The 12,262-nt window shown below is 70.0% G+C and carries 8 protein-coding genes; 3 read left to right on the top strand and 5 right to left on the bottom strand.

The window, feature by feature from the left end; translation table 11 throughout:
• Positions 1 to 239: 239 nt before the first annotated feature.
• The 3 genes from ACFRQN_RS36555 to ACFRQN_RS36545 all read right to left on the bottom strand — a co-directional run bounded on the left by ACFRQN_RS36555 (position 240) and on the right by ACFRQN_RS36545 (position 6,989).
• Positions 240 to 1,286 carry a hypothetical protein gene (locus ACFRQN_RS36555; RefSeq protein WP_074002536.1) on the bottom strand — a complete coding sequence of 349 codons (1,047 nt, stop codon included), beginning with the start codon at positions 1,284 to 1,286 and terminating at the stop codon, positions 240 to 242.
• A gap of 31 nt (positions 1,287 to 1,317) precedes the next feature.
• The gene (locus ACFRQN_RS36550; RefSeq protein ID WP_380744847.1) at positions 1,318 to 3,288 is read right to left on the bottom strand and encodes a DNA/RNA non-specific endonuclease; all 1,971 of its coding nucleotides are present in this window, start codon (positions 3,286 to 3,288) and stop codon (positions 1,318 to 1,320) included.
• Positions 3,289 to 3,617: 329 nt separating this feature from the next.
• Positions 3,618 to 6,989 (bottom strand): hypothetical protein, encoded by a 3,372-nt coding sequence (locus tag ACFRQN_RS36545; RefSeq protein ID WP_380744845.1) that lies wholly within the window; start codon positions 6,987 to 6,989, stop codon positions 3,618 to 3,620.
• 444 nt (positions 6,990 to 7,433) lie between these two features.
• Here ACFRQN_RS36545 and ACFRQN_RS36540 point away from each other — a divergent pair, with 444 nt between their 5' ends.
• Positions 7,434 to 7,949 (top strand): hypothetical protein, encoded by a 516-nt coding sequence (locus ACFRQN_RS36540; protein ID WP_074002539.1) that lies wholly within the window; start codon positions 7,434 to 7,436, stop codon positions 7,947 to 7,949.
• A gap of 184 nt (positions 7,950 to 8,133) precedes the next feature.
• Positions 8,134 to 8,490: a cytochrome P450 gene (locus ACFRQN_RS36535; protein ID WP_380718504.1), complete on the top strand. Its 357-nt coding sequence runs from the start codon at positions 8,134 to 8,136 to the stop codon at positions 8,488 to 8,490.
• A 45-nt stretch (positions 8,491 to 8,535) separates the two neighbouring features.
• Here the strand turns inward: ACFRQN_RS36535 and ACFRQN_RS36530 are convergent, their stop codons facing one another.
• Together ACFRQN_RS36530 and ACFRQN_RS36525 are read right to left on the bottom strand one after the other, a co-directional pair.
• Entirely contained in the window at positions 8,536 to 9,156 is a 621-nt protein-coding gene (locus ACFRQN_RS36530) for an L-threonylcarbamoyladenylate synthase (protein WP_049650747.1), read from the bottom strand.
• Between the two features lie 113 nt (positions 9,157 to 9,269).
• Positions 9,270 to 9,683, bottom strand: coding sequence for a Fur family transcriptional regulator (locus tag ACFRQN_RS36525; protein ID WP_049650746.1), 414 nt, complete (start codon positions 9,681 to 9,683; stop codon positions 9,270 to 9,272).
• Between the two features lie 300 nt (positions 9,684 to 9,983).
• Here ACFRQN_RS36525 and katG point away from each other — a divergent pair, with 300 nt between their 5' ends.
• Entirely contained in the window at positions 9,984 to 12,200 is a 2,217-nt protein-coding gene (gene katG / locus ACFRQN_RS36520) for a catalase/peroxidase HPI (protein WP_380744843.1), read from the top strand.
• The last annotated feature ends 62 nt before the right edge of the window (positions 12,201 to 12,262 follow it).

Raw genomic sequence — 12,262 nt, 5'->3', positions numbered from 1 at the left:
GGCCCGCACCACGCGGTGCAGGCCGTCGCCCACATGTACAACCTCGCCCGAACCGCATGAACCATCAGGCCAGACCACACACCGACCTGCCCACACCCGGACTTCCGCAACAAGCTTTAGGCAACCCCGGCCCTGGGCCGCACGCTCTTCGGGGTAACAACCACCCGCCCGCCGCCGTCGCTACTGACCCCCGCCCACTTCGGTCTTGACCCGGCGCAGGCCGCGCGGCTCCTCGGCGTCTACTGGATCAGTTCGAGGTGCGGATGGTCCGGGGACACCGGGCAGACGTGGAGTTGCAGGTCGTAGCCGCGGGCGAGGTCGAGCATGGTCGGGTTCCACGGTTCGGGATCGGTGAGGGACTGCGTGGAGCGGGACTGGTCCTCGTAGGGGATCCAGCTCTCGGTGCTGGGATCCCATTCGGCCGAGGAGATGGTCAGCAGCGGGTCCATCTCGGTGCCGCACGCGTCGCAGTCGCGGGGGGTGGGGTCGGTCAGGCCCCAACGGGTCCAGCCACCGACCTTCCAGCCGGGAGCGTGGGACAGCTTGTTCAGGTAGAACTCCTGCGGGGCGATGGCGTAGGAGCTGTCCACCGCGGGCCCGGCCGCCTGCCAGGCACTCCACTCCGCCAGTTGCTGCTGCACCTCCTCGTCCAGCTCCAGGGGGTTGGGGTAGTCGGTGACGTCCTCCGGCGAGAGCAGGCACGGCTGCGGCACATAGCCGGGGAACTGGACCGCAGGCGGCTCGGGATGTGCGGTGAGAACTGGGGTGACCGCCGCGGCGGACCGCCAGAACAGTGCGGTCCTGGGGTGCTCCGGGTGGTCGAAGGGGCACCACAACACCTGGAGCACATCGGCCTCGGCCGTGCCGGGCGGGCGCAGCCGGGGGATGTCACGCGTGTACAGCTGGGCGACGGGAAGCATGGGGACGGGGCCGTCGGGCCACGGGCGGCCGGCTTTGATCAGGCTGTCGATCGCGCGCTCTTCGGGCGTGAACCGGACCATCTCGGGAATGCCCTTCGGGCGGCTCGCCACGGCCGCCCGGATGCTGCGCTGCTGCCGTACGTCCTGCGGTGAGAGGATCGTGTTGACCTGGTCCCACACGTGCGGGCCCTCGCAGTGCGGCCAGGGCTCGTCGGCGGGCCACAGCAGCGGCCCGCCGACGGAACTGTCATGCGGTGACGGTGATCCGGGGTGCGGGTGCAACCGGGTCGCCGTGCGTGCCAGGGGGGCCAGCCGAGGGAACAGCGCGGTGACGTCGAGCGGCCGCGGTGGGGTGGTACGACTCATTCTGGCTCCCGATGGCACTGGTCGGTCGGATTTAGTTGCCGAGGTTGTACAACCCAGTATTGCCCTTGGTGTTGGGGATGTAGACGTCGGGGAACAGCGGCTGCGACGTTCCGTCCGCCCGCTGGACGGTCGCGCTCATCGTGACGCCGTCGGGGATCGTGCTGGTGATGTCACCGTAGTGGGGCGTGACCTCGTAGAAGATGGCGTCGTTCTCCCCGAAGTTGGCGTCCTTCACCAGTTCCTGAGCCTTGTACTCGTAGGTCCGCATGCTGGGGGTTCCCGTGTTCATGCCCGACTGCCAGCAGGGGACGAGGTTGTCCTGCCCGCCGTCCTTTATTTGGCCCTTTCCGCCGACGATGTTGGCGATCAGGTGGCACCGGGCGAGTCCGTACGGAGCCTTGGTGCCGGGAGAGGCCAGGGGGCGGGCGAATTCCTGTGCGTCCTCCCAGCCGGTGATGTCACCCGACGCTGCGGTGCCCTTGCCCGGATTCTTCCCCAGACAGGCTTCGGCCTTGGTCGGCCGGGTACCGGCCGGGCCGGGCGGGTTGGTGTCCTTGTTGCGCTGCGCGACCGGTTCGGTGGTGTTGCTGTTCCACCCGTCGCCATTCGGGAGCGACCCTGTCGGCCGAGTCTGAAGGCAGGCGGCCCGAGGCGGGGCGGTCGAGCCGGTGACCTCCAGACCGAACCGCTCGCCCTCCACCACACGCTGGTTGGCGAAGCCCTCGGAGAGCCGCGTCCGGGCGGACTGGCTGTCCGCGACCGGAACGTGGGCGCGCACGCACGGCATGCTGCCCGTCACGCTCCGCAGCGGGTAGACGTCCCATGTTCCGGTGCTGGGGTTGGGGATGATCTCGGCGCACTGGGCGCCGTCGGTTCCCCCTTCATGGCTGGCCCCGAAGGGGAAGTCGTCACAGGTGTCGTCGGTGACGAGGTCCGGTAGGGCCTCGAAGGGTTGCGAGCCCTCGCAGGTGCGGCTCGTGCGGTCGGCCATGCCGCTCTTCGCGCGGGTCAGTGGCTTGTTGCGGCCCCAGCCGTCGGAGAGGTTGTTCTGGGCCCACTGGTATCCGGCCGCCGCGGCTCCCTCGGTCGACGTGCTCATCCGGACGATGGGCATGACGCTGGGGACGGCGCAGCCGGCAACGGGCTTGCTGGTGGAGCTGCTGGTGTCCCGGACGTCGTCGTCGCACCGGATCTTCTCCGGATTGCTCCAGGAGGCGTTCGGGTCGACGGCCTGGGCGCCGGGTGAGGTCACGTACAGCTTGTACGACGTCGTGAAGTCGACGGACGTTCCGGCGGCGGGGGCGGAGGAGTAGGACACGTTGCCGCTGACGGACTGGCCCTTGACCAGGTCCCCGCCGAACCAGGGGGCGGGCTTGGTGACCTTGCAGCCGGCCGAGCATTCGGCCCTGAACTTCGCGCTGAGGGACGTGACCGCCCCGGTCGCGCCGGTCATGGCCACCGTGATGTCCTCGTCCCACGTCGTGCGCGCGGCGGGCAGGAGGGCACTGGTCGCGACGGTCAGGGTGCCGGTGCCGAGCTCCTTGCCGTTGCCGTCCTTGAGCGTGTACAGCACGTTCAGGCCGTTCACGCAGTAGCCGAAGCGGCCGTAGCTCCAGTTGCCGGGGGTCGTCGTCGCACAGGTGGCGTCGTCGGCGGCGGCCAGCGCGGTCGGCTGAGCAGCGGCGAGAGACCGCCGCTCGGCCGGCGTCGGCGGCGCGACGCTCATGGTGACACAGGCCTGCACGGCTCCCGCCCCGCGCTCGCTGGAGCCTGTGCGCGTGGGCTCACAGTTCTCCTCGGAAGTCGCCGTGAAGGGCCGGGTCTTGGCGGGGGTGGGAACGCGGTCCGGACCGCTGGGGTCGACCGTGCCCACCTTGAGGCCGGACGCCGTGGGCACGTGCGCCGACGGGGTGTGCTGGTCGGCGACGGCGGTGCCGGTCGCGGTGAGGCTGAAAACGAGAAGGAGCCCGGGAAGTATTCGTCTTGTGCGTGATGAGATCATGTCTTCTCTCGGCTGGGGATCGTTCCAAGCGCCATGTGGTGGGCTGCGTGACGAGGTGAGCCGCACCGCCGTCCGTCGTTCGGGTCGGCGGGTGCGGCTACGGGAATCGCCTTGGGAGCTATCCGTCACTGACCGTCCGGCACGGTTTCGGTACTGGTTGAGCCTGCTCTCACTTCCCTCGGCGCCCGTGCCGTGGGGGCAGCGGGTGAGTATCAGTGAGCTGCGGCTGGATGCGGGCACTTCATCCCGGGTCGGCCGGAGACGCTGCCGTGCCGGACGAGCCGATCAGCCGACGCCTGGGAGGTGAGCGGAAGGCGGTGGCGGACCTGTCAGAAGAAGGCGCCGACGAGCTTGGAGCCGGCGTCGGCGAGCTTCTCCACCGTCCTGACGACCGGCTTGGCCACGGTGGAGACGGCCTTTCCGCCGCCACGGGTGACGAGTTGCAGCGCCGTGCGCCCGGCGGCCATGGCGAATTGGCTGCTGCCGAAGCCGTATTCGAATCCCGAGGCGATCGCGCTGATTCCAGAGGCGACGACGGAGACGCCGAGGCAGACCGCGGCGATGCTGCCGAGGACGGGCGCGGCAGGCCAGAACACGCAGGCGACGCCGAAACCCACCGCCAGGAGTCCTGCGGCCGAGCTCACCTTGTCGGCGGTGTCAGCCCACCATTTGGCGTTGCTCGGCGATTCGTCCTGGCCGGGCTGGGATCCGTCCTTGCCGGGTTGGGTTCCCTTGGGGTTGACCGTGTCGTTGGTCGCCGTGTTGGAGGGATTGCGGTTCGCATCGCGGTCCCTCTGCGCCTGCTCGGCGGCGACGCGCGCGGCTTCCTGCACCTCTGCCGTGCGCTTGTCGGCCGCGGTCTGGCGTGCTTCGGCGGCTGCGGTGGCAGCGGTCTTGGCGTCCCGGCCGGCGTTGAGCTCGGCCTGGTGGGCACTGGCGGCGGAGGCTGCGGCGCTGTAGGAGGAGGCCAGCGCGCTGCGGGCCGCGTCGACGGCGATGTTGGCGGAGTTGTTCGCCGCGCGGGAGGCACCCTGAGCGGTGTTGGCGGCGTCCTTGGCCTTGTCCGCCGAAGCCTGGGCGTCGGCGGCGGATTTGTCCGCCGCGCTCGCGTACTGGCGGGCCTGGGTGGCGTAGCCGTCGGCCAACGTGGCCGAGTCCAGTGCTTTCTGGGCCCACTCCTGGGCCTTGACCCCCGCATCTCGGGCTTCGGCCGCGACCTTGGAAGCGAGTGCCGCGTCCTTCTGCGCCTCCTGGGCGATCTTGGCTGCCGCCGCGATGGTCGCTTGCATGGCGGCGGCGTGGCTGAGGGAGTCGTAGTCGAGCTGGGCGGCTCGGTGCTGGACGAAATCCACGAAGCGCCGGCGCATCCAGGCCGGGCCTTCCATGGCGACCTGGGCGTACGCCTTGGAGTAGGCGTTGCCGGAGGCGATCACCTTCATGGTGGAGACGGCGTCGTCCTCCCTGATGGCGTTGGTCAGGTCCTCGTCGAAGAACTTCTGGAGGGCTTCCGGTGTGTTGGCGTTGAGGGCGTCGTTGGCGGCCTGGACCACGGCCTTGCCGGGCCTCTCGTTGAGGATCTTGAGGATGTTGACCCTGTTGTCCTCGGCCCGTGACTTGATGACGCCGCTGGTGTTGAAGTCGCCTTCCGCGGGGATGCCGCCGGCAAGGGCTTGGACCGCCGCCCTCGCGACGGCCGGCTCGGAGACCTGGGCGATGAAGAGGATGGTCTCGCGATCGTCCTGGGAGGCGGCGAGCTCGCGGTCCAGGTCGATCCAGGAGTAGACGTCGTACTCGGATCCGGCGAGTGCGAAGCGGGCGGCCTGACGGCTCCAGGTGCCCGCGGAATCCAGGAACGCGGTCGCCGCCTGTCGGCCGAGGGTGGCGGCAGCGGCGAGGTCGTTGTTCCTGAGGGCCTGCTCCGCCCGGGCGATGAGGTCCTTGGTGGCCTGGGCGGTCCGCTGCGCCTGGGTGCGCTTGTGCAGGGCGGCCGCGCGTTCGCTCTGGTCCAGCAGGGTGAGTTGGGCCGCCTCCTTCATACCTTGCAGTCTGTCGGTCTCCAGTGCGGCGGCCTCGGCGGCGCGGGCGTTCTTCTCGACCTCGATCGCGTCCGCGATCGCCTGGGTCGCGAGGTTGGCCGCCTTGACCGCCTCGTCGGCGTAGGCGGTGGACCTGTTGGCGAAGTCGATGGCCTGGCCGGCGTACTTGACGGCTTCCTCTGCGGCGTCGGCGGCCTTCTCGGCGTGTTCGGCGGCCGATTTGGCCGCGACATGGGCAGTGCGCGCGGCTTGGGCGGCGGTGGAGGCGAGTGCCCGGGCGGTGGAGGCGGCGTTGGTCGCCTGGTTGGCCGCGGAGGAGGCGATCTCGGCCTGGCGCTTGGCTTCGGCCGCCTCGTTCTGGGCGGCACCGGAGGCGTTCGCAGCCTGGGCGGAGGCCTTCGCGGCGGCGGCGGCGTCGCGTGCGGCGTCGGCGGCCGCCAGGCCGGCGTCGGCGGACTGGTCCGAAGCGAGGGCCGCGTCATCGGCCGCCTTGGCCGCGTTGTAGGCCTTCGCGGCGGCGTCGCGTGCGGCGACCGCGGCGTTCTTCGCCTCTTCGGTCTTCTTCTCGTCCTTCGACGCGGCGATCGCGGCGTTGTAGGCGCGCGTGGCCGCCGAGCCGGCGGCGGTTGCCGCTTGCGAGGCCGCGGTGGCTGCCCAGGACGCCCGCTGCGCTGCCTGGATGGCGGCGTTGGAGGCATTGATGGCGATCCCGGCGGCGGACGCGGCGCCGCTGGCGGCGGTGGCGGCCGAGCGGGCCGCGTCGGCGGCCAGACGGCCGTCGTCCCGCGCCTTCTCGGCTTCGAGCGCGGCGGTCTCGGCCTTTTCCTTGGCCTTGCCCGCGGCCGTCGTCGCACGTGCCGAGGCCTCGACGGCCAGGTCGGTCTGCTCCCGTGCGCGTGCGCTCTCACGCTCGACGATGGCGACCAGCTGCCCGATGTTGGCTGCTTCCTGGTCACGGGCCCGCGCGATGTGCTGGCCGGTGTCGAGGTACCACTGCACGTCGTCCGCGGTCCCGCTCAGGGCCCGGTTCGCGTACTTCTTGAGCTCCGGGCCGGCTGTAGCGAGGCCGCGGATGATCTCGACCCGCATGTCCTCCAGCCTGGCACTGTACTGAGTGGTGAGCAGGAACTGCTCCAGCGCCTGGTCCGTTCCGGCGCTGAGCGCGGTGTTGCCGTCGCGCTTGACGCTCTTTCCGCCGTTGGCCATCACCGAGAGGGTCGAGACCCGCATGTCCTCGGTGACCGAGGAGCGGAATCCGTCCTTGATGAAGGCCGATATCGCGTCGTCACCGTCGTTGAGGGCGGCGGTGACGTCCCTGCGGATGCTCCTGCCTCCGAAGCCGAGGTAGGTGAAGGCGGTGACACGGTTGTCGATCCGCGTCGCCTTCGGCAGCTGCTCGGTGAGGAACGTGGTGATCTCCTGGTCAGTGCCGCTCAGCGCGTAGGAGGCCGCCTCCCTGACCGAACGGCCGCCCAGGATCCAGGCCTTGACGACCTGGGCGCGGTCCGTGTCCGGAAGGGACAGGGCGTCACCGGCGGGGTCGGCCGTGCCGGCGCCGGGGGCTGCTCGTGCGGGTGTGGTGAACAGCCAGGGAGTGGAGACGGCGGCTGCGCTCGCCGCGAGGGCGGTGGCGAAACGGCGCCGGCTCCAAAAAGTCTGCTGCACAGAAGGACCTCTCTGATTGCGAATCCTCGAGGGTGAGGCCGAATCCCGCCCGGGACGTATCGTCGGAGTGGCGGTGGCCTGACCCTATGTAAGCGAACACGTCGTTAAAACCTTGGCTGGAGCCCAGGTGACGTCCCGGTCGGAAGATGGCTGGATCTGGTCCTCAGATTTTCGCAAAACTGCCACAACCATTCGACGGAGTGGCACACGTCGCGTTCCAAATATGGAGTTTGCACGACTATGTTCCGGTATATCCGCTTGGCTTGGCGGCATCTGGCTGCTTCTATTCAGGAGCTCGCCAGTCAGGGCATGATGTCGCTACACTCCCGTTCCGGCAGAATCCTTATGACCTGGCCGAGGCGCACCCCATAAATCTGCGCGCCTCTCTTTCCCATCGCGCACTCATGCGCGTTCACATGCACCGAATCGACACCTGGGACGAAAATGAAGGTACGTAGCACCATTCTGCGGATCACTGTCACAGCTCTGAGTGCAGGCGCTCTGACCTGGATTGCAGTTGCTGGAGGAGCGACTGGCGAACGCGGCCCCGATAAGCTCGCGACGCAGGTGGTTGCCGATGAAGGCCCCGGGTACGCGGTTGAAGACTTCGCCTACCCGAATGCCGACGGAATCCTCGCGGAGCAGAAGATCAAGCTCAAGAGAGGAGACGGCCACATCCTCCTCGCTCCCTGCACGGGCGCACCTGAATTGATGGAGGTCTTCTCCCACAAGAACGAGAAGGTCTGCTTCCGGGTCACTGGGGACAAGGGCTACCTGAGCCTCGAAATCCCTGCGGTCTTCGGAGTGAAGGGAAACGATTACGCCGCGCAGGTCGCGATGACCACCGGCACCGAGGAAAAGACCTTCCCGGTCGACAAGAACTCCTGGACGGCTGTCGGCGAGACCGCGGATGCGCAGGGCCGCGATTTCATGCTCCTGGAAATCCGCACCAGCAAGTAGCACCAGTCGGCGCCCGGCCCCAGGGGCGTCGTCGTTCAGTGTGCGTCCCCGGTTCGATCATGCGATACCGAGGATGGCCAGGGTACGGGTGGCGTTGCGCGCGTGGTGGCGGACGCCAGCGGCGATGGCAGTGTGTCCGGCGAGGCGGAGGGCGAGCCTCGCCGCCGACGGCGCCACCCGGACCGTGGATGTCCCCGAAGGCTTCCGCCGCACCGCGACGCGGGACGTGGAGCTGGGCGGACGGGCTATCCGGCGGGGGGACAAGGTGGTGGTCTACCACGCCTCCGCGAACCGGGACGGGGCGGTGTTCCCCGACCCGGACCGCTTCGACGCCACCCGTAGCCCGAACGACCACGTGAGCTTCGGGTACGGTCCGCACTTCTGCCTCGGTGCCCAACTCGCCCGCCTGCAGCTGAGGTCGGCCCTGCGCTGCCTGGTCGAGCGGCTGCCGGGGCTCCGGCTCGTGCCGGGGCGGCCGCCGCGGCGGCTGGTCTCCAACTTCCAGAACGGGCTCAAGTCACTGTGGGTCCAGTGGGGTTGAGGCGGCCCTCCGGATGCGCCCGGTGTGCCCGGTGCGCCCGGTGCGTCACTCGAAGCGCTCGGGGTCGCCGGCCCCGCGCCGGGTGATCTCCGCCTCGCCGCTGGAGAAGTCGACGACCGTCGTCGGTACCGTGCCGCAGTCGCCGGAGTCCAGCACGGCGTCCAGTTGGTGGTCGAGCCGCTCCTTGATCTCCCAGCCCTGGGTCATCGGCTCGTCCTCGCCGGGGAGGAGCAGGGTGCTGGAGACCAGGGGCTCGCCGAGCTCGGCGAGCAGGGCCCTGGTGACGACGTGGTCGGGGATCCTGACGCCGACCGTCTTCTTCTTCGGGTGCAGCAGGCGGCGCGGCACCTCCTTGGTGGCGGGGAGGATGAAGGTGTAGCTGCCCGGCGTCGCGGCCTTGATCGCGCGGAAGACGTTGTTGTCGATGTGGACGAACTGGCCCAGTTGGGCGAAGTCCATGCACATGAGGGTGAAGTGGTGGCGGTCGTCGAGGCGCCGGATCGACCGGATCCGTTCGAGGCCGTCGCGGTTGTCCAGCTGGCAGCCCAGGGCGAAACAGGAGTCGGTCGGGTACGCGATGAGGTCCCCGGAGCGGAGGCCGGCGGCCACGGAGCCGATGGTGCGCGGCTGGGGGGACTCTGGATGCACGTCGAAGTACTTCGCCATTGGTCGACCCTAAGCGATCCCGGCCCCCGATCGGTGCACGGCGGGCCAGCGGGTACGGGCAGCGGGTACGGCCAGCGGGTACGGGCAGGGCGGACGGACGGCCGCCGGAGCGGTCAGCCCGCGCAGTCCGGGCACAGCCCCCGGTAGGTGACCTCCGCCTGCGCCACGACGAACCCGAAGCGCTGCTCGGCCGGCAGGTCGGCCAGCGGGTCGCCCTGCGGGTGGACGTCGCGGATGGCGCCGCAGCCCGTGCAGACCAGGTGCTGGTGCGGGTGGTGCGCGTTCGGGTCGTAGCGCTTGGCGCGCCCGTCGGTGGCGACCTCGACGACCTCACCCAGGGTGACCAGTTCGCCGAGCGTGTTGTAGACCGTCGCCCGGGAGATCTCCGGGAGGCGCTCGGCGGCCCGGGCGTGCACCTCGTCGGCGGTCAGGTGCACGTGCTCGCCGTCCAGGACCTCGGCCACGACACGCCGCTGGGAGGTGAGGCGCCAGCCGCGCCCGCGCAGCCGCTCCAGGAGGTCACTCATATCGGTTCACCTATTCAGGTAATGGGGAGGACCGGAGTTTACCAATGCGCTTCCGGTGCCCTCCGGATCCCGATCGGATACGGGCTTGGTGTCTTTCTTGACTTGGATTCCGTCCACCGTAGGATCGGCTCCGGCGCTAGCCTGGACAGCAGCAGCACGTGACTCCCGTCACCACTCCCGTCACCGCCGTGCGCGGTGCCGAGCGGGAACACCACGGGGCGCACCAGGCCAGACCGCAGCAGTAGGTGCCTAGGTAGCAGATGAAGACACCGTGATCCGCCTTGTGAGGGAAGGATTCCCATGTCTGACAACCACGATGCAACCGGCGTAGAGGCGAACGCGGAGGGCTGCCCGGTGAACCACGGGCGCGCGCCGCACCCCACCCAGGGCGGCGGGAACCGCCAGTGGTGGCCGGAACGGCTCAATCTGAAGATCCTCGCGAAGAATCCCGCCGTGGCCAATCCGCTCGGCGCGGAGTTCGACTACGCCGAGGCCTTCAAGACCCTCGACCTCCCGGCCGTCAAGCGGGACATCCAGGAGGCCCTCACCACGTCGCGGGACTGGTGGCCGGCCGACTTCGGCTACTACGGCCCCTTCATCATCCGGATGGCCTGGCACAGCGCCGGCACCTACCGGATCAGCGACGGCCGCGGCGGCGCCGGCGGCGGCCAGCAGCGCTTCGCCCCGCTGAACAGCTGGCCGGACAACGCCAGCCTGGACAAGGCCCGCCGCCTGCTGTGGCCGGTGAAGAAGAAGTACGGGCGCGCCCTGTCCTGGGCCGACCTGATCATCCTGTCCGGCAACGTGGCCCTGGAGGGCATGGGCTTCCGGACCTTCGGATTCGGTGGCGGCCGGGTCGACGAGTGGGAGCCGGACGAGGACGTCTACTGGGGCCCCGAGACCACCTGGCTCGGCGACGAGCGCTACACCGGCGACCGCCAGCTGGAGAACCCGCTGGCCGCCGTCCAGATGGGCCTGATCTACGTCAACCCCGAGGGCCCCAACGGCAACCCCGACCCGCTCGCCGCCGCCCGCGACATCCGCGAGACCTTCTACCGGATGGCGATGAACGACGAGGAGACCGTCGCGCTGATCGCCGGCGGCCACACCTTCGGCAAGACCCACGGCGCCGGCCCGGCCGACAACGTCGGCCCGGACCCCGAGGCCGCCCCCATGGAGCAGCAGGGCCTCGGCTGGAAGAGCAGCTTCCGCACCGGCGTGGGCGCCGACGCGATCACCAGCGGTCTGGAGGTCACCTGGACGGCCACCCCGATCACCTGGGACAACAGCTTCTTCGAGACGCTGTTCGGCTACGAGTGGGAGCTCACCAAGAGCCCGGCCGGCGCCTGGCAGTACAAGCCCAAGGACGGCGGCGGCGAGGGCACCGTGCCGGACGCGCACGTCCCGGGCAAGCGGCACGCCCCGAACATGCTCACCACCGACCTCTCGCTGCGCTTCGACCCGGTCTACGAGCCGATCTCCCGGCGCTTCCTGGAGAACCCGGAGGAGTTCGCCGACGCCTTCGCCCGCGCCTGGTACAAGCTGACCCACCGCGACATGGGCCCGGTCGTCCGCTACCTCGGCCCGGAGGTTCCCGCCGAGCACCTGCTCTGGCAGGACCCGCTGCCGGAGGTCACGTACCAGCGGATCGGCGCGGCCGACGTCGCCGACCTCAAGCGGCGGATCACCGCCACTGGCCTGTCGGTGTCCGAGCTGGTCTCCACCGCCTGGGCGGCCGCCTCCTCGTTCCGCTCCAGCGACAAGCGCGGCGGCGCCAACGGCGGCCGCATCCGGCTCCAGCCGCAGATCGGCTGGGAGGTCAACGAGCCCGACCGGCTGGCGACGGTGCTGCGCGCCCTGGAGGGCGTCCAGCGGGAGTTCAACGCGCAGGCCGGCGAGAAGCAGGTCTCGCTCGCGGACCTGGTGGTGCTGGCCGGCGGCGTCGGCGTCGAGCAGGCCGCCAAGGCGGCCGGCCTGGCCGTCGAGGTGCCGTTCGCGCCCGGCCGGGTGGACGCGCCGCAGGAGCTGACCGACACCGAGTCCTTCGCCGCGCTGGAGCCCAAGGCGGACGGCTTCCGCAACTGGGTCGGCAAGGGCAACCGGCTGCCGGCCGAGTACCTGCTGCTCGACAAGGCCAACCTGCTGGGCGTCAGCGCCCCCGAGCTGACCGTGCTGGTCGGCGGCCTGCGCGTGCTGGGCGCCAACCACGGCGGGTCCGCGCACGGGGTGCTCACCGGGACGCCCGGTGTGCTGACGAACGACTACTTCGTCAACCTGCTGGACCTGGGCACCAGTTGGAAGGCCACCTCGGAGGACGCGCACACCTTCGAGGGCCGGGACGAGTCCGGCCGGGTGAAGTGGACCGGCACCCGCGCCGACCTGGTCTTCGGCTCGAACGCCGAACTGCGGGCCGTCGCCGAGGTGTACGCGAGCGACGACGCCAAGGAGAAGTTCGTCGAGGACTTCGTCGCGGCCTGGGCCAAGGTCATGAACGCGGACCGCTTCGACCTGGCGTGATCCGCACCCGCGGCTGACGCGGCCGGCACGGATGGCGCGGCGGGAGCCCGGGGTGTCGACCC

The organism is Kitasatospora sp. NPDC056800, from assembly GCF_042789775.1.
In the GTDB taxonomy this organism is placed as follows: Bacteria; Actinomycetota; Actinomycetes; order Streptomycetales; family Streptomycetaceae; genus Kitasatospora.
The sequence above is the reverse complement of the archived record's forward strand: the minus strand, read 5'-3'. Positions and strand labels throughout refer to the sequence as shown.

Excerpts from the sequence above, each read along its gene's own strand:
- ACFRQN_RS36550 (WP_380744847.1), bottom strand. The coding sequence starts at position 3,288 with ATGATCTCATCACGCACAAGACGAATACTTCCCGGGCTCCTTCTCGTT.
- ACFRQN_RS36555 (WP_074002536.1), bottom strand. The coding sequence starts at position 1,286 with ATGAGTCGTACCACCCCACCGCGGCCGCTCGACGTCACCGCGCTGTTC.
- ACFRQN_RS36530 (WP_049650747.1), bottom strand. The coding sequence starts at position 9,156 with ATGGCGAAGTACTTCGACGTGCATCCAGAGTCCCCCCAGCCGCGCACC.
- ACFRQN_RS36525 (WP_049650746.1), bottom strand. The coding sequence starts at position 9,683 with ATGAGTGACCTCCTGGAGCGGCTGCGCGGGCGCGGCTGGCGCCTCACC.
- katG (WP_380744843.1), top strand. The coding sequence starts at position 9,984 with ATGTCTGACAACCACGATGCAACCGGCGTAGAGGCGAACGCGGAGGGC.
- ACFRQN_RS36540 (WP_074002539.1), top strand. The coding sequence starts at position 7,434 with ATGAAGGTACGTAGCACCATTCTGCGGATCACTGTCACAGCTCTGAGT.